We start from the raw sequence: 24428 nt of genomic DNA on the forward strand, positions 1-24428 counted from the left end.
GCGCCACGCACCGCCGATGCGTGGCGCTCGGATGAGCCTATAGCCGAGCCAACAACTCGCCGGCTTCGAGCTTTTGTCGCTCGTCGCCTTGCTGCAGGACTTCTTCCAGCATCAATTTAGCCGCTTCCGGATTTTCCATATCCACATAGGCTTTGGCCAGATCCAGCTTGGTCTCCACCTCGTCCATATCGGTCAGGACTTCGACCGATTCCGGAGCCGCTTCGGCGTTTTGCTCGGCCAAAGCTTGGCCGCTCATATCGAAGTTCATGTCGAAGCTAAACTCGTCGTCCTGCACGGCGGCGGACGCCGACGCCGAGGGCGCCATTTTGGCAAACTCGCTCAAATCCAGCTCGGTTGTTTCCTTGGCCGCAGCGGGCGCCGCCGCCGGAGCGGGATTGGCGGTCATGGGCGACATATCGAAATCCAGGCTGCGCCCCTGCTCTTCTTCGACCGGGACATCCGGCGCCGAAGGGGCCTGGACCACCCCGGCGAAGCTGAAGCCACCGTCGTCGAGGGAGGACACGTCGAACTCCAAGGACGGCTCGTCCTCTGCCGGCTCCTTGGGGGATTCCGCCTTGGCCGGCGGCACCTCGGGCTGCAGATCGAAACCACCCAGATCGAAGCTCAAACCGGCGTCGTCGTCATCGCTGGAAGACCCGATCTCCGCCGCCGGGGGCTGCGTCACGCCGGCAAAGCTGAAGCCGCCGTCGTCGAGGGACGATACGTCAAACTCCAGGGAGGGCTCATGTTCGGCCTCTTCGGCAGGCGCTACGGCCGCCGCAGGGGCTTCCGGTTCCGCCGGCGGAGCCGGAGCCGCCGCCGCGAAACTGAAACTATCGTCCTCGAGCGATACGTCGAATGCCAAGGAAGGCTCGTGCTCGACCGCTTCGGGAGACGCGGCGGCGGCCGGGGGCTGCTCCGGCTCGGCGGCCTGGGCCGCACCGGCGAAACTGAAAGCGCCGTCGCCGGGCAACGACACGTCGAACGCCAGGGACGGCTCGGTGTCCTCGGGCGCGGGTGCCGTCGAAATCGCCGCAACCGGCGCTTCCGGCTGAACGTCGAAACCGCCCAAATCGAAGCTCAAGCCGCCGACATCTTCCTGAGGTTGAGCTAACGGCGCGTGCTCGACTTCCGCGGCCATCGGGCTTTGCGACATGATCGTCGCATCGAACGGCGCCGCCGACGCTTCCGCGGCCGCGGGTTCCGTAGCCCCTACGGCGGGGGCGGCCTCCTCGATGTCAAAATCGAAAGAGAAATCGCCTTCCGGCTCTTCCACTGCCGCGCTCGGCGCCGAAGCCGCCGCAACGGGGGCCGGCTGCGGCGCGGCGGGCCGCGCGGGCGGCAGATCGTTTTTGCCGCTGCCGAAAATGGGATTTTCCGGCGCCAGGCTGCGGCCCATGTCCAATACGCGCGCCCAAAAATCCTGGTCGTTGTTCTTGTTTTCCTCGATCAACTCGGCCGCGTACTGCTCGAACGCCTCGCGGTTGTGCGCGGTGTAGAACACTTCCAACAGCTTGAGCTTGCATTCGTCCCTGAAGGGATTTTCGTTGATCGCCTGCCGGATCAACTCTTCCGCCTGGGCGTATCGCCCGTAGGCCAAATAAACGTCAGCCTCGGAAATGGGATCGATGGCTTCGTTGTCCGTATCCAGTACGTCGAAGTCGCTGGGCGTAAAATCGCTGAGGAAAGAGCCGTGCTGGGACGAGGACACCAGGCCGGCCGCCGCGCCGGACTCCTGCGAACCGCTTTCCGCCGGCTGGGCCACGTTGATGGGGCGTATTTCCTGTTGGGAAAGATCGTGATCCAAATCCGCCAGGGCGGCGCGCCGGCGCTTGATCGCCAACAGCGCCAAGCCCCCGACCATCAAGCCTACCGCACCCAGAATGCCGGCCATAAACGGATCGCTGAGGAAGCTCGGTTCCTCGACGACCGCCGGCTGCGGCGCGGGTGCGGGCGGTTTGGCCGCCGGCGGAGCCGCCGGAGGGGGAGGAGCGGAAGGCTCGGCAGCGGCGGCAGCTGGCGGCTGAGCGGCGGCCGGCGTCGCGGGCTGCGGCGGAATCGCCGCGGCGGACGGCTCGCTGGCGGCGGCAGGCGCCGCTACCGGAGCGGCCGGAGACTCGGGGGACGCCGCGCCTGCCGCCTTGGCGGCTTCGCCTTCGGCCGCTTGAGGCGGAGCGGCGACCGCGGGAGCGGGCGCAGCCGGAGCGACTTCGGCGACCGGCGGGACGACGGCGGGAGCGGCCTCCACGGCGGCGGGCGGAGCCGCGGCCGGGGCCGGGGCCTCGGCAGGCTTCGCTTCCGGCGTGGGAGCCGGCGCTTCGAGATTCGCCGGTATGGCCGGCATCGGCTTGCCCGCCTGCAAGGCGGCGATCTGTTCGTCCTTGAGCGTCAGCAACCGCTGCATCAGCTGCAATTGTTGCTCCAAACCGGACAAGCGGGAACGGATGTTCTCGTTCTCCTGCTTTACGGTATCGGCGATCTCCATGGCCAGTTCGCCTTTGGCAGTGGCGCTGGCCGGCTTTTTCGCCGTCCCGGCGTTGCGCTCCGGAGCGAGCAGCGTCAGCGGCTTATCGCCCGCTGGCTCCTGCTGCGCCGCCGACTCGGCCTTCGCCTGTGCCGCGCGGCGAGCGCCTTCGTGCTTGGCGACGCCATGTCCGGCGGCGATCAGCTTTTTCGCCTCGGCAATGCCGTAGCTCAACACCGCGCTCCGTTCGGGCACGCGCAAGATGGAACCCACGGCGATCCGATTGATGCTGCCCTTTTCAAAAGACTGCGGATTGGCTTCGTACAAAGCCGCGACCATCTGCTCGATGGAAACAGACGAATCAGCAGCCAAGGTCTTCGCGATGGACCAGAGCGTCTCTCCCGCGCGCACCGGGCCGTAGGCGGCGCCCTTGAAACTGTCCGGAGCGGCGTTCGCGCCGGCGGCAGGGGCAGCGGCTACCGGAGCCTCCCTTTGAGCGAGGCTGCGCGCCGCCGGCTTCCGATCCTTGAACATCGAAGGCGGATCCAGCAACAACGTGAACTCCCGCAGCACATGCCCTTGCGACCATTGCAGTTCGACCAGGAAACTGACGAACGGCTCGCGGATGGTTTCCGTGGAAGTGATCTTGACCGCCGGTGCGGTGCGGCCCTTGGAGACGATTTCGAAACGCAGGCCCGTCAGATAATAGGGACGCTCGATGCCGGCCTTGGCGAAGGCTTCGGCGGGAGCCAAATTGACGCGCAGGTCCTCCAGCGATTCGCCGGACGAGGTGACTAAGGCGACTTCCGCATTGAGCCTTTGATTGAGCGCGGAATACAGCTTAATTTCACCGGTACCCAGTGCGGCGGCACTGAGTGGCGTCATCAGTCCCATGATGGCCAGTGTCTTGGAAATCTTCTGCACTACGCCGTCTCCTCGTCCTTACCTTTCGGGATTCATTGCCACGCCCGCGCTGGGCCGTTGTACTCGCGAGAGTATGTTAGCCTACATATACCCTTTTACCAGTTCCTCGGCAATCTGCACGCTGTTCAGGGCCGCGCCCTTGCGCACGTTGTCCGATACCACCCAGAGGTTGATGCCGCGCGGATGGGAAATATCCTCCCTAATGCGGCCGACGAACACAGGGTCCTCGCCGGCGGACTCCGTGACGGCGGTGGGATAGCCGCCGGGCTCGCGCGTGTCGAGCACCACCACACCGGGCGCCTTATTTAACAATTCCCGGACCGCGTCGGCCGTGATCTTGCTCTTGGTTTCGATATGCACCGCCTCCGAATGGCCGAAAAACACCGGCACGCGCACGGCGGTGGGATTCACCTGGATGCTGTCGTCGCCGAGTATCTTGCGCGTCTCCCACACCATTTTCATTTCTTCCTTGGTGTAGCCGTTGTCCATGAACACGTCGATTTGCGGGAGCACGTTGAAAGCGATCTGCTTGGGATAGACCGACGGCTCGATGGGCTTGCCGTTGAGCAGCGCGGCGGTCTGGCCGGCCAGCTCCTCGATCGCCTTCTTGCCGGTGCCCGACACGGCCTGATAGGTGCAGACGTTGATGCGCTCGATGCCCACCGCGTCGTGGATGGGCTTGAGCGCCACCAGCATCTGGATGGTGGAGCAATTGGGATTGGCGATGATGCCGCGATTTTTGTGCTCGGCGATCTTGTGGGCGTTCACTTCCGGCACCACCAGCGGAATGTCGTCGTCGTAGCGGAACTGGGAAGTGTTGTCGATCACCACGCAACCGTGGCTGGCAGCGATGGGCGCCCAACGGGCCGACACGGAAGCGCCGGCGGAAAACAGGCCGATTTGCGCCTTCGACCAATCGAAGGTTTCCACGTCCTGCACCGTCAAATGACTGCCGTTGAATTCGATGCGACCGCCGGCGGAGCGGCTGCTGGCCAGGGGATAGACGTTGCCCACCGGGAACTTGCGCTGTTCCAGGATGGACAGCATGGTTTCGCCGACCGCGCCGGTGGCGCCGAGTACTGCTACATCGTAAGTCTTGCTCATTTTCTCGACCTGCTCATTCTTGCCCGCGCATGGCGCCGACGATGGCGTTGCCCATATCGACGGTGCTGCACTTGATGGTGTGCTCCGAATAGATGTCGGCGGTGCGGTGGTCCTCCTCCAAAGCCTGCGCCACGGCCTTTTCGATACGGTCGGCATTGACCGTGTCGTTGAAGGTATAACGCAGCATCATGCCCAGGGACAGGATGGTGGCGATGGGATTGGCGATGCCCTTGCCGGCGATGTCCGGCGCGGAACCGTGGATGGGCTCGTACATGCCCTTGCCGTTCTTGTCCATGGACGCCGACGGCAGCATGCCGATGGAGCCGGTCAGCATGGCGGCGCAATCGGACAGGATGTCGCCGAACATGTTGTCGGTCAGCATCACGTCGAACTGCTTGGGATTGCGCACCAGCTGCATGGCGGCGTTATCCACGTACATGTGGCTCAGTTCCACCTCGGGGTAGTCTTTATGCGTTTCGACCACCACCTGGCGCCACAGCTCGGTGCACTCCAGCACGTTGGCCTTGTCGATGGAGCACAGGCGCTTGTTGCGCTTCATCGCCACATCGAAGGCGACTTTGGCGATGCGGCGGATTTCCGACTCGCTGTACACCAGGGTGTTGTAGCCCTCCCGCTCGCCCGCGTCGTTGGTGCGCACGCCGCGCGGCTTGCCGAAATAAATGCCGCCGGTCAGCTCGCGGATGATCATGATGTCCAGCCCGGACACCACGTCCGCTTTCAAGGTAGAGGCATCCACCAGCTGCGGATAGAGGATGGCCGGACGCAGGTTGGCGAACAGCTCCAGCTCGGCGCGCAGGCCCAACAAGCCGCGCTCGGGGCGCACGGAGTAATCCAGCGGCTCCCACTTGGGACCGCCGACGGCGCCCAATAGCACCGCGTCGGCCTGCCGGCACAGTTTCAGGGTTTCCTCCGGAAACGGCGTGCCGGTGGCGTCGTAGGCCGCGCCGCCGATGAGGGCGTGCTCGATTTCCACGTCCACGCCGAAATCGCTGCGCAAGCAGTCCAGAACCTTCAGGGCTTCGGCGACGATTTCCGGGCCGATGCCGTCGCCGGGCAATACTGCGATTTTCTTGCTCATAGTTGCATCCAAATCACGGGGGGACGATCAAGCGGCCGGGAACAGCCAGGGAGCTTCCTGGGCCCGGCGCGTTTCGTAAGCGCGGATTTTTTCCGCTTGCTGCAAAGTCAGGCCGATGTCGTCCAAGCCATGGAGCAACCGATGCTTGCGGCTGGCGTCCACGTCGAAATGGAACACTTCGCCGTAAGGCGTCACCACCGTCTGGCTGGGCAAATCGATGGTCAGCTGGTAACCGGCGCCCGCTTGCTTAAACAGCAAATCCACCTGCGCGGCATCCAGCACGATGGGCAGCAGGCCGTTCTTGAAGCAATTGTTGTAAAAAATGTCGGCGAAGCTGGGGGCGATGACGGCACGGAAGCCGTAGTCCTCCAAAGCCCAGGGCGCGTGCTCGCGGGACGAGCCACAACCGAAATTCTCCCGCGCCAGCAAAACCTGGGAGCGGAAATAACAAGGCTTGTTCAGCACGAAATCCGGATTGCGCGGCCGATGAGTGCAATCCATCTCCGGCTCGCCCCGGTCCAGGTAACGCCATTCGTCGAACAAATAAGGGCCGAAGCCCGCGCGGCGTATGGACTTGAGGAACTGCTTGGGAATGATGGCGTCGGTATCGACGTTGGCGCGATCCAGGGGCGCCACGCGGGCGGTGATGCGGTTGAACGGTTTCATGGTTACTCAGCTCCAGTCTCGGCGTCGCCGGCCACGTTCGCAGGAGCGACGGCGTCGTCCGGGGCGGGCTCCTCCGCCACGGGAGCGGCGGCAACGGGCACAGCGGGCAGATCGCGCACGTCGATAAAGTGCCCGGCAACCGCGGCGGCGGCGGCCATGGCGGGGCTAACCAGGTGGGTACGGCTGCCGTAGCCCTGCCGCCCTTCGAAATTGCGGTTGGAAGTGGATGCGCAGCGCTCGCCTTCCTCCAAGCGATCGGCGTTCATGGCCAGGCACATGGAACAACCCGGGTCGCGCCATTCGAAACCGGCCTCCAGGAAAATCTTGTCCAGCCCTTCCTTCTCCGCTTCGCTCTTGACCAAGCCGGAACCGGGCACCACCAAGGCTTGCTTGACGCCGGCGGCAACCTTGCGCCCGCGGGCGACCTCGGCGGCGGCGCGCAAATCCTCGATGCGGGAGTTGGTGCACGAACCGATGAAAACCCGATCGACGGAGATCGCGGTAATCGGCGTCCCCGGCTGAAGGCCCATGTAACGCAAAGCCCGCTGCATGCTTTCCCGCTTGACGGGATCGGCCTGCCCCTCGGGATCCGGCACTTTGTCGCCCACGGGCACAACCATCTCCGGAGAGGTCCCCCAGGTCACTTGCGGCTGGATAGCGGCGGCGTCCAATTCGACCACGCGATCGAACTGGGCGTCTGCGTCGCTGTGCAACTGGCGCCAAGCGGCGGCGGCCTGATCCCACAAAGCGCCCTGCGGCGCATAGGGACGGCCCTTGAGATAATCGATGGTGACGTCGTCAACCGCCACCAAACCGGCACGGGCGCCGGCCTCGATGACCATGTTGCAGACCGTCATGCGACCTTCCATGCTCAGGGAGCGGACGGCGGATCCGGCGAACTCGATGGTATGCCCGTTGCCGCCGGCGGTGCCGATCTTGCCGATCACGGCCAGCACCAGGTCCTTGGCGGTCACTCCCCGGCCCAACGCCCCTTCGATGCGCACCAGCATGTTCTTGGCCTTTTTCTGCGCCAAGCACTGGGTAGCCAGCACGTGCTCAACCTCGGAGGTGCCGATGCCGAAAGCCAAGGCGCCGAAAGCGCCGTGGGTGGACGTATGGGAGTCGCCGCAAACGATGGTCATGCCGGGCAAGGTGGCGCCCTGCTCCGGCCCGATGACGTGAACGATGCCTTGGCGCGGATCGTCCATGCGGAATTCGGTGATGCCGAATTCGGCGCAGTTGCTGTCCAGGGTTTCCACTTGCAAGCGGGACACCGGGTCGGCGATGCCTTGCTCGCGCCCGGCCGTCGGCACGTTGTGGTCGGCCACCGCCAGGCTGGCTTGAACTCGCCATGGCTTGCGCCCCGCCAAACGCAAGCCTTCGAAAGCCTGCGGCGAGGTGACCTCGTGCAATAACTGGCGGTCGATATAGATCAGCGCCGAGCCGTCCGCATCGGCGCTCACCACGTGGGCGTCCCACAATTTGTCGTAAAGTGTTTTACCAGGCATACGCTTTGAGCGGAAAAAACCGCCCCGGCAAGCGGGGCGGTCTGAAAATTAAAGAAATGCCGACAACGCTATTCTAGCGGCTGGCCCCGGCCTTCACAACGCGCCACGGCGCGCCGCTAGCGGCCTGCAGCGGCTTTATCCCAAAGCCGCGAAGACCCGGTCGCGAATTTCTTCCACGCTGCCGACGCCCGGAACCGTCGCGAAGCGCGCCCGCCCTTGGGCGGCCGCCTGGGCGTAATAATCGACCAACGGCTTGGTCTGCTCGTGGTAAACCTCCAAGCGCTTGCGCACCGTGGCTTCCTGATCATCGTCCCGCTGCACCAGCGGCTCGCCGGTCGCGTCGTCTTTGCCTTCGACCTTGGGCGGGTTGTACAACACGTGATAACTGCGGCCCGAAGCCAGATGGACGCGCCGGCCGCTCATGCGCTTAACGATTTCCTCGTCGTCGACAGCGATCTCCACCACGCGATCCAGCTCCACGCCCATCGCCGCCAAACCGTCGGCTTGAGCGATGGTGCGGGGAAAGCCGTCCAGCAGGAAGCCGTTGCGGCAATCGTCCTGAGCGATGCGCTCGCGGATCAAGCCCAGGATGATGTCGTCCGACACCAAGCCGCCGGCGTCCATGACTTTTTTCGCGGCCAACCCCATGGGCGTGCCTTCCCGCACCGCGGCGCGCAGCATGTCGCCCGTGGAAATCTGGGGTATCGCGTATTTCTCGGTAATGAACTTGGCCTGGGTACCTTTGCCGGAACCGGGACCGCCAAGCAGGATGACGCGCATCGGCATTTCCTCGCGGTGAAAACCATTTATTCTGCCACAAACGCCGCTATAACGTCATCCGCGGCGACCAACCGCGACCAAGCGCTGCCTAAGCCTTTACGTGTATGCGCAATGTTGGTCTATACTTCGGCGCAGATGGTCAAACGAATGCCCATCGCAACCAAAATAATTCCTTTACCAGGAGAGATAGCTATGAAGCGTTACAAAGTAACTTGGCTGTTACCCGTCTTGGCGATCGTGTTCGCCTTTAGCGCGCAATGCCAGGCGGCCGGTTCCGATGGTTATGGAGCCAGTTTCCCCGACAAACTGTCCCACGGCTTCGCCAACATGACCATGGGCATGCTGGAACTCCCCAAAAACGTCATCAATCACACCAGCGACAGCAATATCCTGGTAGGCATTTCCCTGGGCACCCTGCGCGGTGCTTTCGAAGGTGTAAGTCGCACGCTGGTCGGCGTGGCCGATATGCTGACTTCGCCGTTCTCCACCGCGGATTTCGTATCCCCCGGCTATCCCTGGGAACGTTTTAGCGAAGACACCCGCTATTTCGGCACCGCGTTCCCGCTCCACTGGACCACCTTGGGCCCGCTGGATGACGGCGAAGAGCTGCGCCTTGAATAAGTTTGCCCATATCCACGGATTATCACTAACGAGAACAGGGGATTCCCAATGAACAAGAAAACGCTAAAATTTTTGACCGCTGTCAGCATGATCGGATTGCTGGGCGGCTGCTCCACCCACCCGAAAAATACCGCCACGCTGGATTCCAAGATCAGCGCCGTGGTAGCCGACGACTTCGGCCAGTTCATGTATCACGAAACCCTGTCTGAAGAGAATCTGGCTGAAACGCGCAAGATTCGCCAATGGTGGGCTGACGACCATTACTGGAACATCGACACCGAACAGGCTGCCGTTGCTGCCGCTGATCGCGCCCTCAAGCACCGCCAGGCGGCTGAAAAGCACCTGGAAGGCTGGCATGATCGCTGCGTTCGCCACCCGGACGTGTGCATCAAGGGCGAGCTGGTCACCATCGCGCATTTCGACACGGGCAGCGCAACGCCGCGTAGCGTTGATGAAAAAGCCCTCCACCACCTGTTGGACCTGTCCCGTCTCCACCACCCTCTGACGGTGGAAGTGATTGGTTACACCGACACCGTGGGCGGCGATGCTCCCAACAAGAACTTGGCGGCCCGCAGAGCCAATGCCGTGCATGACATCCTGAAGAAACACGGTATCGACTCTCACACCGTGGTGCAGGACGTCGCTTACGGCAAAGCCGGCGGCCCCGACCATACGGCCAATGCGAACAACCGTCGCGACGACGTGAAGGTTCACGCTTACCAGCCGTACCCGAAGTAACGCTTTAACCAAACCGGTTAGACGTTACCCGAAGGCGGAGCCGGCAACGGCTCCGCCTTTTTTATCACCTTCGCCCCGGCAACCGGGGAACCGCCGCCAACAAGCGGCGCGTGTAGTCGTGCCCCGGCGACAACAGCACCTGGCGCGCGTCCCCCTGCTCCACCACCCGCCCTTGCCGCATCACCGCCACCCGGTGCGCCAACTCCGCCACCACTGCCAAATCGTGGCTGATGAACAGATAACTCAGGCCGTGATCGTCCTGCAGCTGCTTCAGAAGGCGAATGATCTGCGCCTGCACCGACACGTCCAAAGCGGAGGTCGGCTCGTCGCACACCAACAATTTCGGCTCCACCGCCAAAGCCCGAGCGATGCAAATGCGCTGGCGCTGGCCACCGGAAAACTCGTGCGGATACCGCAGCCTGGCCTCCGGCGGCAGACCCACCTGAACCAGCAAACGTTCGACCCGCTCGCGCCGCTCGTCCCGCGTCATGTCCGGAAACAGCGAATCCAAGCCTTCCGCCACGATGTCGCCGACGATCAAACGCGGATTCATCGACGAATAAGGGTCCTGGAACACGATCTGCATCCGGGCACACAAGCGCCGCCGCTTTTCCCCCCGTGCCACGGTGACGTCCTCGCCGTCGAAGCGGATGGCGCCGGCATGATGAGGAATCAGGCCCAACAGGGACTTGCCCAAAGTGCTTTTGCCGCAGCCGGACTCCCCCACCAACGCCAGGGTGCTGCCCGGTTCCAGTTCAAAGGAAACGCCGTCCACCGCCTTGACGTGATCCACCACCCGCTGGAACACGCCCTTACGCACCGGGTAATACACTCGAAAATCCTCCACCGCCAACAAAGGCCGCCGCTCCTCGGGCGCCGGACGCCGGCCGCAGCCGTCGACGGTCGGCAGGGAATTCAGCAGCTTTTGCGTGTACTCGTGCTGAGGACGCTCGAAAAAGGTTTTCAAGGGCGCCTGCTCGACGATGCGGCCTGACTGCATCACCGCCACCCGGTCGGCGATTTGCGCCACCACGCCCAGGTCGTGAGTGATGAGCCACAGCGCCATGCCGGTACGCTGTTGCAGTTCCTTGAGCAACCCCAGTATCTGCACCTGCAACGTCACGTCCAAAGCCGTCGTCGGCTCGTCGGCGATGAGCAGATCCGGCTCGCCGGCCAAGGCGATGGCGATCATCACCCGCTGGCGCTGGCCGCCGGAAAGCTGGTGCGGATAGGCGCCGTAGCGGCTTTGCGGATCGGGCAGGCCCACCATGTCCAACAGCTCCACCACGCGCGTCCGCAAGGCGTCGCCTTTGAGCCCGCGATGCAGCGCCACCGCCTCGGCAATCTGCCGCCCCACGGTCAGCACCGGGTTGAGGAAAGTCATGGGATCCTGAAACACCACGCCGACCCGACTGCCCCGCACCCGGCACATGTCCCATTCCGAGAGACGGAACAAATCGGTGCCCTCCAGCGCCGCCTTGCCCCCCACGATGCGCCCACCGGCCACCAGCAAGCGCAACACCGACAGCGCCGTAACGGTCTTGCCCGAACCGGACTCGCCCACCAACGCAAAACATTCGCCCTTGGCGATGCGGAAGCTCACGCCGTCCACCGCGCGCACCGCCTGCCCTCCGTTGCGAAACTCCACCGCCAGGTTTTCCACCGACAACAACGGCTGGCTCATGGCGTCAAACCTCCGCCCGCCGCGGGTCCAGCGCGTCACGCACGGCGTCGGCGAACAGATTGGCCGCCAACACCAGGGCGAACATGAAAGTGAACGCCGCCGCCAAGGACCACCAAACCACCGGCTCGCGGGCCAATTCCAAGCGAGCGCTGTTGATCATATTGCCCCAGCTTTGCGTCGTGGGATCGACGCCGATGTTGACATAGCTCAGCACCGCTTCCGCCAGCACCAGGGCGCTGAAATCCAGCACCACGGAGATCAGCACGATATGCAGCACGTTGGGCAGGATGTGGCGGGCCAGGATCACCCAGGGCCGCACGCCCAGCGCGCGGGCCGCCTGCACGAATTCCATTTCCCGCAGCTTCAAGGTTTCCGCCCGCAACAACCGGCATAGGCCGGTCCAACTGGTAACCCCCAGGATTCCGCAAAGAAACAGCAGCCGCAGGTCGGCACGCACCGCCAGGCTGGCGAAATCCGCCTCGTGGTTGGCCATATACACCTGCATCATCAGGATGGCCGCGGCGATCAGCAGCACGCTGGGAATGGAATTGAGCGTCGTGTAGAGGTATTGGATGACGTCGTCCACCCAGCCGGGAAAAAACCCCGCCAAAATCCCCAGCACCAAGGCGAACGGCAGCATCACCAGCGTGGTCAAGGTGCCGATCACCAAGCCGGTACGAATACTCTTGAGGCTCTGGTAGAAAACGTCCTGGCCGACCTTGTCGGTCCCCAGCACATGGTAGCTGGCGCTAAGTTCCGCCAGCGCCCAACCGCAGGACAGCAGCAGCAGCAAAGTCGCCAACAGGGCCCGCCAAGGCGTTTCGGTACGGTCCTCCGCCACATCCCACAGCGTGCGCCACCAGCTCCGCCCGCCCCGCACCGTCAACCAGCCGCACAAGCCGGCAGCGCAAACCGCCCACAGCAAGCCCCCTTTCACGAAACCGTCGGCGACGGTGCGCGCGATATCGGGCCCGCGCTCCACATCCGGATCGCGCAAATGAGCGCCGCCATGCGCCAACCGGGGGTATTCCCAGCCCTGGCTGCCGTCGGGGCGCACCAAAAACTCGCGGCTATACGACACCGCCGCGAACGGCCGCGAATAGGTTTTTTCGTCGTGGGTGCGCATGGGCGTGGCCCACCAATCGAACAGGCTGATGGCCTCGTTGCCGCCCTTCCCCTCCTCCACCGCCGGGTAGAAATGCACCGAGTCCAGCAAGCCGATGCCGGAAAAAGCCATCAGCACCAGCAACGACACCATGGCGACCTTGTCGCCGACGATTTGGCGCCAAGGCCGGCGCAAATGCTCGCGGCTGCCGACGTACCAAATGAAGCCCGCCACCATGGCGACCAGCAAATACACCAGGGCGTCGGTCCAAAACAGCGTCAAGCGACCCATGCTCACGACAACCTCACGCGCGGATCGGCCAGGGTGTAGGAAATGTCCGTCAACAGCAGGCCGGCCACGTACAACACCGAGCCCAGGTAAACCATGGAGCGGACGATGGCGAAATCCTGGCGATTGATGGCGTCGATGGTATAGCTGCCCAGGCCGGGGATGCTGAAGAACGATTCGGTCAACAGGCTACCCATGAACAAAAACGGGATCAGCACCACCACGCCGGTCAAAATCGGGATCATGGCGTTGCGCAGCACGTGGCGGAACAGGACCGCCGCTTCCGACAAACCCTTGGCCCTGGCGGTGCGCACATAGTCCTTTTCCACCTCTTCCAAAAATAAGGCGCGATACCAGCGCACGCCCGAGCCGATGCCGGACGCTACGCCGATCGACACCGGCAACAGCAGAAACTTGATGGCCCCCCATCCCTCGCTGTAGCCGGAGATGGGCACCAGTTGCAACAGCTTGGCCGCGACGTACTGGCCGCCGATGATGTAGAACAGCGACGATACCGACATGAGCATGACGCATAGCACCAGCCCCCAGAACTCCAGATAGGTCTGGCGAAAAAACACCACCAGCAGGGCCAAGGCGATATTGAAGGTCACGCCGATCACGACGGAGGGCACGGAAATCGCCAACGACGGCCACATGCGCTCCTGAATGTCGCTAGCGATATTGCGGCCGGTATCCGACTGGCCGAAGCGGAATACCATGAGATTGACCGATTTGCGGTAGAAAATCGTCTCGGCCAGCTTATCGGCGCCCTGCGCTTGGCCGTTCCAGAACAGCGGCAGATCGTAGCCGCGCTCGTGCTTCCATTTTTCCACCGCCTCCTGGGTCACGTGCTTCTGGCCCAGCTGCATGCGGGCCATGTCGTCGGGGCTGTTGACCACAAAAAACAGCAGGAAAGTCAGCAAGTTGACGCCGATCAAAATGGGAATGGCGTACAGCAGGCGGCGGATGATGTATTGGATCATGAGCGATTTCCAATTGTATCGCTGGCTCCCGATGCCGTGGCCGTGGCCGCATCGCGTTGCAGCAGCGTCTGGCTGTAGCGCAGGAATTCATCGAGGTGCTTTTCGATGATGTTCACGGTGATAGGCAGTTGCAAGCTCTGGTAATCGTGCACAGCGATATTGCGAAACCCCACCATGCGCTTGAGCCCGTCGGCCAGCGCAGGCTCGATCCAGCCGCCCTGCGCCAGTAACGCGAACACGTCGCGGGCGCTTTGCGGCACCCCCAGCTTTTCGCGGCGTATCAGGTGCTGGCCCATGTCCAACGCCGCCTCGCAAGCGCGCTGGATGTTCAAGACGGCCGCGTCCTGGCGGGTGAAATCCGCGCCGAAGCCGGCCGGATCCCGCTGGTATTCCTCGCGGGCGCGTCCGACGCTCCGCTCGATAGTGGCGGCCTTATTGATGAGCACGTCATCGGCCATAAACCCTCCCGGATTTTGCGATATCGGCCAGCAGCCCGGCGCGAGCCGTATCCAGCTCGGTCTTATCGCTGAGGATGGCGGCCTCGTACAAAGCCGCTTGCGCGTCTCTAGCCCACCAGCGTTGGCCGGTGGTGACAATCTGGTACTGCATCACGGTGGAAGCGACGCGCAGGTCGAGCAAATCCACGGGGCAGCCGGCCAGCTCCGCCAGATCGCCCGCCAACTCCCACAGAACCAGCGGGTCGGCGTAACCCGCCACCAGCACGGCGAGATCGAGGTCGCTGCCGGCTTGTGCCGTACCCGCAATCCGGCTGCCAAAGGCATAGATGGCCTGCAAATTCGGCAGGCGGGCTTGCAGGATTTCAATGATCGCTGCGCGGTTCATCCTTCGCCTTTGATAATTGATGCGGCCACGCACATTACAGGACGCGCTCCGCCATGCGCCGCCGATAGGCCAGCCAAGCCGGCGCCACCACCGCGATCAATGCCGCCAAGCCCAGCCACAAGGGCCACACCAACGGCTCGTTCCAAGCGGTTCGGGCCGCCTGCCGCTTCGCCGGGTCCAGCTTGCGGAATTTCAGGTTGTTGTAGGCCATGGTGGTAGGCTTGAGATTGCTGTACCAGCCGTGGTGCAAGGCGAAGTCCTGGGGGTGGAACGCGAACACCCAGGGCGCGTCGCGGCGCGCGATTTCCTGCAATTGGTCGATAAGCGCCTGGCGCTGCGGCGTATCGTCCATATTGCGCATTTTCTCGTAGAGCCGGTCGAACTCGGGGCTCTGGTAATTGCTGGCGTTCTCGCCGCCCTTGCCCACTTTGATGTTGGCGCCGTGCAGCAGGAAGAAAAAGTTTTCCGGATCGGGATAATCGGCGTGCCAGCCCCAAACGAATATCTGCGCGTTGCCGTCGCGGATCTTCTGCTGGAAGCGGTTGTAATCGGTGGTGCGGATCACCAGCTGGATGCCCAGCTTGGCGTATTGCTTGCGGTACCAGTTGAACAAGGACTTGTCGTCGGCGCCGCCGGAAGAGGCGTCCAGGTACAACACCAGGGGCTGGCCCGTGGCCGCGTCGCGCCCTTCCGGGTATCCCGCCTCGGCCAGCAGCCGCTTGGCGTCGTCGATGGACTTGCGCCTCGGCTTCTGGCCGTCCCAATCGTAAACGTAAGGATTGATGCCGGCCTCGCCTTCGGTGTAGCCGAACAGGCCCGGCGCCAGCACGCCCTGGGCCGGAATGCCGCGGCCGTTGAGGAAGATGGAAATGAACTCCTCGTAATCGATGGCGATGGAAATCGCCCGCCGCAATTTACGATGCGCCTCGTCCAGCCCGCCCACTGTCGGGTCGAGCATATTGAACCCCATGTAATACACCGACGGGGTAATCGACGTTTCCAGGCGAATGTCCTTGGCAGCCATGTCCGGCGTCAACCCCGCCTCGCCGCGCTGGCTGAACTGGATAGCCTGGTCGAAGCTGTCGGAGCCGACGCCGGAGGCATCGTAATACCCTTGCAGGAATTTGTTCCAGTAGGGGATGGTTTCTTTCTCCAAGATGTAAACCACGCGGTCGATGAACGGCAGCCTGCGGCCGGCGTCGGCCAGCAAGCCGGCCGCCTTATCCTCCGGCGGCGCTTCGTCGGGATAGTACTCGGCGTGGAAGTTGGGGTTCCTCGCCAACACCATGCGCCGGTTGGGATTGTTCTCCGTCATCATGTAGGGCCCGGTGCCCACCGGAAACCAGTCCAGGGTGATGTTCTTTTCCCGCAGGCCGGGCTGGCTGTAGAAACGCTCCGCCTCCCACGGCACCGGCGCGAAGAAAGTCATGGCCAACCAAAAGCGAAACTGCGGATATTTTCCTTTCAGGCGGATGCGGTAGCGGTATTTGTCCAACGCCTGCGCCCCCTCGAAGGCGAAAGGGCGCAGGTCGAAATAGCCGCCCGCCTGTTTGCCGTAGGCGTCCGCCAGGGTTTGCTCCAATTCCGCCAAGCCGGCGATGTATTGCTTCATCAGCTCCGCCACCGGCGAATGGATTTTCGGGTGCACCAACCGCTTGATCTGGTAAACGAAATCCTCGGCCACCAGCTCCCGCGTGCCGGTCTGCCCGACGTCGCCGATGCTGCGAATGTCGCGCAACCGGGCTTCGCTCAAATCGTGATTCAGATACTGTCCGGCGCCGTCCCGGGCGAAGGCGGGATGGGGTTGGTACAAAATGCCCGGCGTCACCGCGATGACGTAATCGCTGTAGGCGATGGAGGCCTCGTCGGCGTCCTTGGGCAACGCCGCCCCCGCCGCGTCGCGGTAAGTGATCTCGGGCAGGGCCGCCGCCGAAGGAATCAGGGTGTAAGGCTTTTTCAGGAAATGGTATTGCAGCGGCGTTTCGTACACCTGGGCGATAAGCTGCAACTCGTTGACGTTGTAGGACAGCGCCGGATCGAGGTGTTTCGGCTGTTCGGAAAAGGACGAATACAGCGTGTTGGCCGCGGCGTCGACGGTCGAATAAGGGCTATTCCAAGGCGCGCCGTCGCAACCGGCCAGGCCCGCGGCCAGGACGGCCAGCCACCCTATCGTCCACCACACACGCCCCATCACTGAATGCAACGCCCCTGTCGAGCCACGCGGAAAACGCCATTCTAGCGGCAACGGCCAGCGGCACCAAACCACCCATCTGGACATGCCGGCTGGCCTCGGTGATACTGCGCGGCTACACGATTTTCCGCACCGCACCATTTAGGAGAAAACCATGGGTTTCATGCAAGGCAAACGCATCCTGATCACCGGCGTAGCCAGCAACCGTTCCATCGCTTACGGTATCGCCAACGCCATGCACCGCGAGGGCGCCGAACTGGCATTCACCTACCAGGGTGAAAAGCTGAAAGATCGCGTCGCCGGCTTCGCGGCGGAATTCGGCTCCAGCCTGGTTTGCCCCTGCGACGTGGCCAGCGACGAAGAAATCCAAGCCGTGTTCGACACCCTCGGCCAACACTGGGACGGCCTGGACGGCATCGTCCACGCTGTGGCCTATGCGCCGCGCGAAGCCCTGGAAGGCAACTACCTGGACGCCGTCACCCGCGAGAACTTCCGCATCGCCCACGACATCAGCTCCTACAGCTTCGCCGCCATGGCCAAAGCCGGCCGCCCGTTGATGGCCGGCCGCAACGGCTCGCTGCTGACCCTGAGCTACCTGGGCGCCGAACGCATCGTGCCCAACTACAACGTCATGGGCTTGGCCAAGGCCAGCCTGGAAGCCAACGTGCGTTACCTGGCCGGCGCCCTGGGGCCGGAAGGCACCCGCGTCAACGCCATCTCCGCCGGCCCCATCCGCACCCTGGCCGCTTCCGGCATCTCCGGCTTCCGCGAAATGCTGTCCAAGGGCGAGCAAGCCGCGCCGCTGCGCAAGAACGTCACCATCGACGAAGTGGGCAACGCCGCCGCCTTCCTCTGCTCCGACCTGGCCTCCGGCGTCACCGGCGAAGTGATGTACGTGGACGCCGGCTACAACGTGGTGGGCCTGCCGGAATTCGCCGCCTGATCGCTTCGCCGTAAACCGCGATTTCGGTCCCCTCTCCCCACCGGGAGAGGGTTAGGGTGAGGGGATTGTATCGCCGTGGCTTTTTCTCTCCGCCGAGGAGGGAAAGCGCCACAGGCACACCCAACGCAGCCCGATTACCCCATGCTGCCAATCGCCCGGCAAATCGCCATCCCCCTCGACGAAATCGACCTGCAGCCCATCCGCGCCCAAGGCAACGGCGGGCAAAACGTCAATAAAGTCTCCAGCGCCATCCACCTGCGCTTCGACATCAACGCCTCGTCCCTACCGGAGGCCTATAAGGCCGCCCTCTTGCAGCTCAACGACCAACGCATCTCCAACGACGGCGTTGTCGTCATCAAAGCCCAGCAATACCGCAGCCAGGAGCAAAACCGCGAGGATGCCCTGCAACGCCTGCAAGGCCTCGTCAAGTCCGTGGCGGCAACCCGTAAAAAACGCAAGCCCACCAAACCCAGCAAAGGCGCCCAGCAACGGCGCTTGGACAGCAAGGGCAAACACGGGCAGACCAAAGCGTTGCGCCGCAAGGTGGAACAATAGACGCTGCGCCGTAAACCCCGCACGACAAGGACATCATGCCCATGGATCCAACCACCGCTTTCGTCATCGCCACCCTCATGATGCTCGCCAACGGCGGCGTACTGGGATTGGTCCATCGCGACCTGCACGCCGCACTGCAACCGGCCGCGGCCAGTTGGCGCATCGCCACCCTGCTGATCGCCGGCGGCTGCGTGCTCTTCTCCGTGCAGCAACATTTGCCCCAACCCTTCGTGCTGCCGTTGGCCAACGGCATGACCACCCTCGGCTTCTGCGGATACTGGCGCGCCTTGCGGCAGTTTTACGGCTACCCCGACATTCCCTGGCTGCTGCTGCCGCCCGTCGCCGTGGCGGCGGGACTGTACTGGTTCACCGCGGTGCAAGCCGACTTCATCGCCCGCGTCTTGCTGGTCTCCGCCGCCTGGGCCGTTATCATGCTGGGCTGCATGTTGACGCTGCGCGCGCCGGCCCATGGCGATACCGCCGTCAGCCGGCCGGTCATGGCCGGCATCATCCTGATCGTCATGGCGTTCATCATCCTGCGGGCCGGCTATTTCCTGAGCGTGGGCGGCGGCCCGCACGCCAGCGTGCTCAACGCCGGCAACTGGATGAACGCCGTGACGCCCATGATCGCCGCCGTGCTGCCGGTCATCGGCACCACCGCCTTCCTGCTGATGTGCTCGGAACGCATCCGCCGCCAGTGGGAACGAGCCGCCTCCACCGACTACCTCACCGGCCTGGCCAACCGCCGCACCCTGGCGGGCATCGGCGAAAGCCGCTTCGCCGCGGCCCGCGAGGCCGGCGACGGCTTGGCCGTGGCGGTGGTGGACATCGACCACTTCAAATCCATCAACGACCGCTACGGCCACGAGGTGGGCGACAGCGCTTTGAAACACGTCGCCGCGCGCCTGCAAGCCGCCTGCCGCGGGAAAGAACTGCCGGCACGGCAAGGCGGCGAGGAATTCGTCGTGCTGTTCGAACGGGTCGGCCTCGCCCAGGCGCTAGCGGCCGGGGAGCGATTGCGGCGCGCCGTGGAAAGCGAACCTTTCGCCACCGAAGGCCAGCTGCTGCGCCTCACCGTTTCCATCGGCGTTGCCGCACTGGACCCTCGCGACGGCAGTTTCGACGACATGCTGCGTCGCGCCGACGACGCCCTCTACGCCGCCAAGGCCGGCGGACGCAATCGCGTCGAAGCATCCGGCGACGGGCCGGACTAAACGGCCTGGGGCCCCCTCCCAGGCATCGGCAACCGCAACGCCCCACGCCCGCGGGCAACCGGTTCAATAGCACCAAGGACGTTCATAACCACCGGCGGCCGCCGTCTGGCCGCACGGCGCCGTCCGGCATCAACACCGCTCCTTTTCAGTAATTTAGCGGCGCCACGCCGTCTAGGCGACCATGGCATGCTTCCTGCTGCCCGCATCCGCAATGTCGGACCGCGAAGAACCCGAAGCAAACGATGAGCCCCCGCCGGATACAGCGCCTCAGCCGCAGCGCCGTTCATGGCTACGAATACCCCTTCCGCTCCGTCACCCGGACCATACCGATAACCCGTGTCCCCCGTTTTCTGCGAACTCATTGCAATGACCGATTCATGCAACCAAGCTCCGATAAACCTCAAACGACATAAAACCATGTTCACCAAAGCATCCCTAGCCGTAGGCGTAATCGCCATTATTTTGAGTGGCTGCCAAAAAACGGAAACCGACGCGGAGAAGGAAATACTCAAAGTGGAGGCCACCACGCCGTTCCGGGAGGACGCGGCGGTAACGAAAGAATATGTCTGTCAGATTCACGCCATTCGGCATATAGAGATCCGCGCCCTGGAACGGGGGTACTTGCAAAATATTTTCGTGGACGAAGGGCAATTCGTGAACAAGGGACAAGCCATGTTCAAAATCATGCCGAACGTCTACCAGGCGGAATTGCTGAAAGCGAAAGCCGAAGCGAACACCATGAACATCGAATACCTGAACACCAAGGGATTGGCGGATAAAAACATCGTATCGGCCAACGAACTGGCATTGGCGAAAGCCAAACTGGACAAGGCCGAGGCGGAAGTGAAAATGGCCGATACCCATTTAGGATTCACGGATATCAACGCGCCGTTTTCCGGAATCATGGACCACCTGAATGCAAGAATCGGCAGCCTGGTCGACGAAGGCGCCCTATTGACCACCTTGTCCGACATCGGCACTTTATGGGTATATTTCAACGTCCCGGAAGCCGAATACCTCGACTACAAACAACAAAATAATGGAGACGAACACGCCAAAGTTCAATTGCGAATGGCAAACGGCAAGGTTTTCGACCAAACCGGCGTCATAGAAACCATTGAAGCCGACTTCGACAATACCGCCGGGAATATCGAATTCCGGGCCGCCTTCCCCAATCCGGACAAAGTCCTTAGGCACGGCGAAACCGGCAGCATCCTGATGAAGAAGCCCTACAAGAACGCCCTGATAATCCCGCAGAAAGCGACGTTCGAGATTCTGGACAAGACCTATGTGTACGTCATCGGCAATGACGGAACGCTTGAACAAAGGCTTATCTCCATCGAAGCAGAAATACCCCATCTGTTTATCGTCAAAGACGGCCTCAAGGAAGGCGACAAAATTCTGATCGATGGCTTACGAAAAGTCCGCGCGGGACAAAAGGTGGAAGCGGACTTTAAGCCGCCGGAAAAAGTTCGCGCCGAGCTGGAACTGTATACGGAATAACATTTAATCGGGTCAAAAAACCATGTTTAGCATATTCATCAAAAGACCCGTGATGGCGATCGTGCTATCGCTGCTCTTCCTTTTCACGGGGTTCTTGGCGATCCGTTCGCTACCGATTTCCCAGTTTCCGGATATCGCACCGCCGCGCGTCACCATATCGTTGTCATTTCCCGGCGCCAGCGCCGATGTACTGGTGAAATCGTCCCTGATAACGATAGAACGCGCCATTAACGGCGTACCCGGCATGAAATACATCGTCTCCGATGCGACCAGCGCCGGCGAGGCGACCATTCAGGTGCTTTTCGATCTGAGCGTGGACCCGAACATCGCGATGGTCAACGTAAAGACGCGCTTAGACCAAGTCATGAGTCGGCTACCCAAGCTCGTGCAATTGGAAGGGGTGATAGTCGAGCGCGTGCAGCCCAGCATGCTGATGTATATCAATTTGTACAGCAAAGACAAAAACGCCGACGAGAAATTTCTATTCAATTACGCCAACGTCAACGTTATTCCCGAAGTTCAGCGCGTATTTGGCATTGCCCAAGCAAAAATATTAGGGAGCCGCCAATACGCCATGCGCATTTGGCTCAATCCCGATCGTATGCGGGCCTACAATGTCTCGACCGAAGAGGTGATGGACGCCATCGCCAATCAAAGCATTATCGGCAGGCCCGGCCGCATCGGGCAAAGTACCGGCATGGCCGCCCAATCCAAGGAGTATGTTCTCGTTTATCAGGGGCTTTACGACAAACCGGAACAATACGAGGACATCATCATCCGGGCCAATTCCAAGGGTGAGATTCTGCACCTCAAGGATATCGCCAAAGTCGATTTGAACAGCGAGTTTTACAACATCTACTCGGACAAGGACTCCTACCCCTCCGCCTCCATCGTGCTGAAGCAAAACTACGGCAGCAACGCCAGCAAAGTCATCGAGGACGTGAAGGAAAAACTGCAGGAGTTGAAGGCGTCGTTCCCCGAGGGCATGGACTACGAAATCAACTACGACGTATCGCGATTCGTCGACGCCTCCATCGACAAAGTGCTGCACACCCTGGCGGAAGCGTTCGTCCTGGTGGCCCTGGTGGTGTTTATCTTCCTGGGCGACTGGCGATCCACCCTGATTCCGATTTTGGCCGTGCCGGTGTCGTTGATCGGCTCTTTCGCCGTCATGTCCGCATTCGGGCTTTCCATCAATTTGATCACCCTGTTCGCCTTGGTGCTGGCCATCGGCGTCGTGGTCGACGACGCCATCGTCGTGGTCGAGGCGGTGCACGCCAAGATGGAGGAGGAACACGTCTCTCCCTACGTGGCATCGCAAAAAGTCTTGGGCGAAATCGGCGGCGCCATTATCGCGATTACCTTGGTCATGACCTCGGTATTTGTCCCGATCGCCTTCATGAACGGACCGGTCGGCGTGTTTTACCGGCAATTCTCCATCGCCATGGCCTCGTCCATCATCATCTCGGCGATCGTCGCCCTGTCGCTGGCGCCGGTATTGTGCGCAATGATCCTGAAAAACACCCACGGCCAACCACGGAAAAAAACGCCGATCACTTGGTTCATCGACGCGTTCAACAAGCTGTTCGAAAAAGCCACCGGGCGCTACGTTCAAGTACTCAATGTCGTGGTCACTCGGCGCATCGTGACGTTTCTCGCCTTGGGCATTTTTTCCTTCGGTATTTTCACGGTGAATCACACCCTCCCCGCCGGCTTTATCCCCGGCGAGGACCAAGGCATGATTTACGCGATTATCCAAACCCCACCGGGATCGACCATCGAAGTCACCAATCAAGTCGCCCAACAGCTGGAAAGCGTCGCCAGGAAAATCGAAGGCGTGCAATCGGTTTCCTCCTTGGCCGGCTATGAAGTATTGACGGAAGGCCGGGGCTCCAACGCCGGCACCTGCATCATCAATTTAAAGGACTGGTCGGAACGCAAAGCGTCCGTGCAGGACGTGATTCGCGAGTTGGAAGAAAAAACCCACGACTTCGGCGCGATCATCGAGTTTTTCCAGCCGCCGGCGGTACCCGGCTACGGCGCGGCGTCCGGTTTGGCGCTGCGGCTATTGGATAAGACCTCCAATACCGATTATTACGAATTCGACAAGATCAACCAGGACTTCATTGCGGCGCTGCGCAAGCGCAAAGAGTTAACCGGATTGTTTACCTTTTTCGCCGCCAACTATCCGCAATATGAGTTGGTGATCGACAACAAGCTGGCCATGCAGAAAGGCGTATCCATCAACAAAGCCATGGATAACCTGGACATCATGATCGGCAGCACTTACGAACAGGGGTTTATCCGGTTCAACAATTTTTTCAAGGTTTATACCCAAGCGCTGCCCGAATTCCGGCGTTTCCCCTCCGACGTATTGAATTATTACGTGAAAAACGAGGCAGGCGAAATGGTGCCCTATTCCGCTTTCATGACCATGAAGAAAAAGCAGGGCCCCAACGAGCTTACCCGCTACAACCTCTACAATTCGGCGGCCATCCGCGCCGAACCCGCGCCGGGTTATACCACCGGGGACGCCATCAAAGCAGTCCAGGAAGTCGCGGCCGCCACTTTGCCGCGGGGTTACGACGTGGCCTGGGAAGGCTTGTCGTTCGACGAAGCGGCAAGAGGCAACGAAGCCTTGGTGATCTTCGTGGTCGTCCTGGTATTCGTCTATTTGGTGCTGGCGGCGCAATACGAAAGCTTTGTCCTGCCGTTGGTGGTGATATTTTCCTTGCCCGCGGGCATTTTCGGTTCGTTTTTCTTGTTGAAAGAAACCGGTCTCGCCAACGACGTTTACTCCCAGGTCGGGCTGGTCATGTTGGTCGGCTTGCTCGGTAAAAACGCGGTGCTGATCGTGGAATACGCCGTGCAAAAACAGGCCCAGGGCATGTCCGTCAAGGACGCGGCCATCGAGGGCGCGAAAGCGCGTTTCCGCCCGATATTAATGACTTCGTTCGCCTTCATTGCCGGCTTGATTCCATTGGCCGTCGCCACCGGGGCGGGCGCCGTCGGCAACCGGACCATCGGCACCTCGGCCTTGGGAGGGATGCTGTTCGGCACGGTGTTCGGCGTGGGTCTTATTCCGGGGCTCTATTACGTCTTCGCCAAAATGATAGAAGGCAAAAGCTTGATCAAAAACGAAGACCTTGATCCTTTAACCGAAATTTATCACTACAGCAACAGCGATGACAAAGAGTAAAGCTTTTCGTCTTCTG

At 61.9% G+C, this 24428-nt stretch carries 19 protein-coding genes; 7 read left to right on the forward strand and 12 right to left on the reverse strand.

The genetic code is table 11. The features are described 5' to 3' along the window. Positions 1-37: 37 nt before the first annotated feature. The 6 genes from K5607_RS09975 to adk form a co-directional block, all read right to left on the reverse strand. Complete coding sequence (locus tag K5607_RS09975; protein WP_221046931.1) at positions 38-3388, reverse strand: FimV/HubP family polar landmark protein; 3351 nt, start codon at positions 3386-3388, stop codon at positions 38-40. Positions 3389-3469: 81 nt separating this feature from the next. Then, positions 3470-4492 (reverse strand): aspartate-semialdehyde dehydrogenase, encoded by a 1023-nt coding sequence (locus tag K5607_RS09980; RefSeq protein WP_221046932.1) that lies wholly within the window; start codon positions 4490-4492, stop codon positions 3470-3472. 13 nt (positions 4493-4505) lie between these two features. After that, a complete protein-coding gene (gene leuB, locus K5607_RS09985) occupies positions 4506-5591 on the reverse strand; it encodes a 3-isopropylmalate dehydrogenase (RefSeq protein WP_221046933.1) in 1086 nt (361 codons plus the stop codon). Between the two features lie 27 nt (positions 5592-5618). Beyond that, positions 5619-6257, reverse strand: a complete 639-nt coding sequence (gene leuD / locus K5607_RS09990) for a 3-isopropylmalate dehydratase small subunit (protein WP_221046934.1) — start codon at positions 6255-6257, stop codon at positions 5619-5621. A gap of 2 nt (positions 6258-6259) precedes the next feature. Then, entirely contained in the window at positions 6260-7765 is a 1506-nt protein-coding gene (leuC, locus tag K5607_RS09995; RefSeq protein WP_221046935.1) for a 3-isopropylmalate dehydratase large subunit, read from the reverse strand. A 135-nt stretch (positions 7766-7900) separates the two neighbouring features. Continuing rightward, positions 7901-8545: an adenylate kinase gene (gene adk, locus K5607_RS10000; RefSeq protein ID WP_054773135.1), complete on the reverse strand. Its 645-nt coding sequence runs from the start codon at positions 8543-8545 to the stop codon at positions 7901-7903. Positions 8546-8737: 192 nt separating this feature from the next. On the opposite strand from adk, the gene K5607_RS10005 reads away from it, so the two are divergent. Then, on the forward strand, positions 8738-9166 hold the full coding sequence (locus K5607_RS10005; RefSeq protein ID WP_054773133.1) for an exosortase system-associated protein, TIGR04073 family: 429 nt from the start codon (positions 8738-8740) through the stop codon (positions 9164-9166). 48 nt (positions 9167-9214) lie between these two features. Next, on the forward strand, positions 9215-9904 hold the full coding sequence (locus tag K5607_RS10010; protein ID WP_221046936.1) for an OmpA family protein: 690 nt from the start codon (positions 9215-9217) through the stop codon (positions 9902-9904). Between the two features lie 64 nt (positions 9905-9968). Here the strand turns inward: K5607_RS10010 and K5607_RS10015 are convergent, their stop codons facing one another. Genes K5607_RS10015 through K5607_RS10040 form a run of 6 tightly spaced genes read right to left on the reverse strand, consistent with a single transcriptional unit; the run spans position 9969 to position 16989 of the window. Next, positions 9969-11588 carry an ABC transporter ATP-binding protein gene (locus K5607_RS10015; RefSeq protein ID WP_054773130.1) on the reverse strand — a complete coding sequence of 540 codons (1620 nt, stop codon included), beginning with the start codon at positions 11586-11588 and terminating at the stop codon, positions 9969-9971. Between the two features lie 4 nt (positions 11589-11592). Next, complete coding sequence (locus tag K5607_RS10020; protein ID WP_246599018.1) at positions 11593-12984, reverse strand: ABC transporter permease; 1392 nt, start codon at positions 12982-12984, stop codon at positions 11593-11595. Positions 12985-12986: 2 nt separating this feature from the next. Continuing rightward, entirely contained in the window at positions 12987-13964 is a 978-nt protein-coding gene (locus K5607_RS10025) for an ABC transporter permease (RefSeq protein WP_221046937.1), read from the reverse strand. Next, positions 13961-14422 carry a type VII toxin-antitoxin system HepT family RNase toxin gene (gene hepT, locus K5607_RS10030; protein WP_054773129.1) on the reverse strand — a complete coding sequence of 154 codons (462 nt, stop codon included), beginning with the start codon at positions 14420-14422 and terminating at the stop codon, positions 13961-13963. Before hepT ends, K5607_RS10025 begins: the two co-directional genes overlap by 4 nt. Then, positions 14412-14807: a type VII toxin-antitoxin system MntA family adenylyltransferase antitoxin gene (gene mntA / locus K5607_RS10035; RefSeq protein ID WP_054773128.1), complete on the reverse strand. Its 396-nt coding sequence runs from the start codon at positions 14805-14807 to the stop codon at positions 14412-14414. The genes hepT and mntA overlap by 11 nt, the downstream gene beginning before the upstream one ends. A gap of 34 nt (positions 14808-14841) precedes the next feature. Continuing rightward, the gene (locus tag K5607_RS10040; protein ID WP_246598820.1) at positions 14842-16989 is read right to left on the reverse strand and encodes an ABC transporter substrate-binding protein; all 2148 of its coding nucleotides are present in this window, start codon (positions 16987-16989) and stop codon (positions 14842-14844) included. 163 nt (positions 16990-17152) lie between these two features. On the opposite strand from K5607_RS10040, the gene fabI reads away from it, so the two are divergent. The 5 genes from fabI (at position 17153) to K5607_RS10065 (ending at position 24412) form a co-directional block, all read left to right on the forward strand. Beyond that, positions 17153-17941, forward strand: coding sequence for an enoyl-ACP reductase FabI (gene fabI, locus K5607_RS10045; RefSeq protein ID WP_054773127.1), 789 nt, complete (start codon positions 17153-17155; stop codon positions 17939-17941). Between the two features lie 141 nt (positions 17942-18082). Further along, a complete protein-coding gene (gene arfB, locus K5607_RS10050; RefSeq protein ID WP_054773126.1) occupies positions 18083-18496 on the forward strand; it encodes an alternative ribosome rescue aminoacyl-tRNA hydrolase ArfB in 414 nt (137 codons plus the stop codon). Positions 18497-18537: 41 nt separating this feature from the next. Then, a complete protein-coding gene (locus K5607_RS10055) occupies positions 18538-19710 on the forward strand; it encodes a GGDEF domain-containing protein (RefSeq protein WP_221046938.1) in 1173 nt (390 codons plus the stop codon). Between the two features lie 336 nt (positions 19711-20046). Next, entirely contained in the window at positions 20047-21213 is a 1167-nt protein-coding gene (locus tag K5607_RS10060) for an efflux RND transporter periplasmic adaptor subunit (protein ID WP_246598821.1), read from the forward strand. Positions 21214-21235: 22 nt separating this feature from the next. Next, positions 21236-24412, forward strand: coding sequence for an efflux RND transporter permease subunit (locus K5607_RS10065; protein WP_221046939.1), 3177 nt, complete (start codon positions 21236-21238; stop codon positions 24410-24412). The last annotated feature ends 16 nt before the right edge of the window (positions 24413-24428 follow it).

It is taken from the genome of Methylogaea oryzae, from assembly GCF_019669985.1.
Taxonomy (GTDB): domain Bacteria; phylum Pseudomonadota; class Gammaproteobacteria; order Methylococcales; family Methylococcaceae; genus Methylogaea; species Methylogaea oryzae.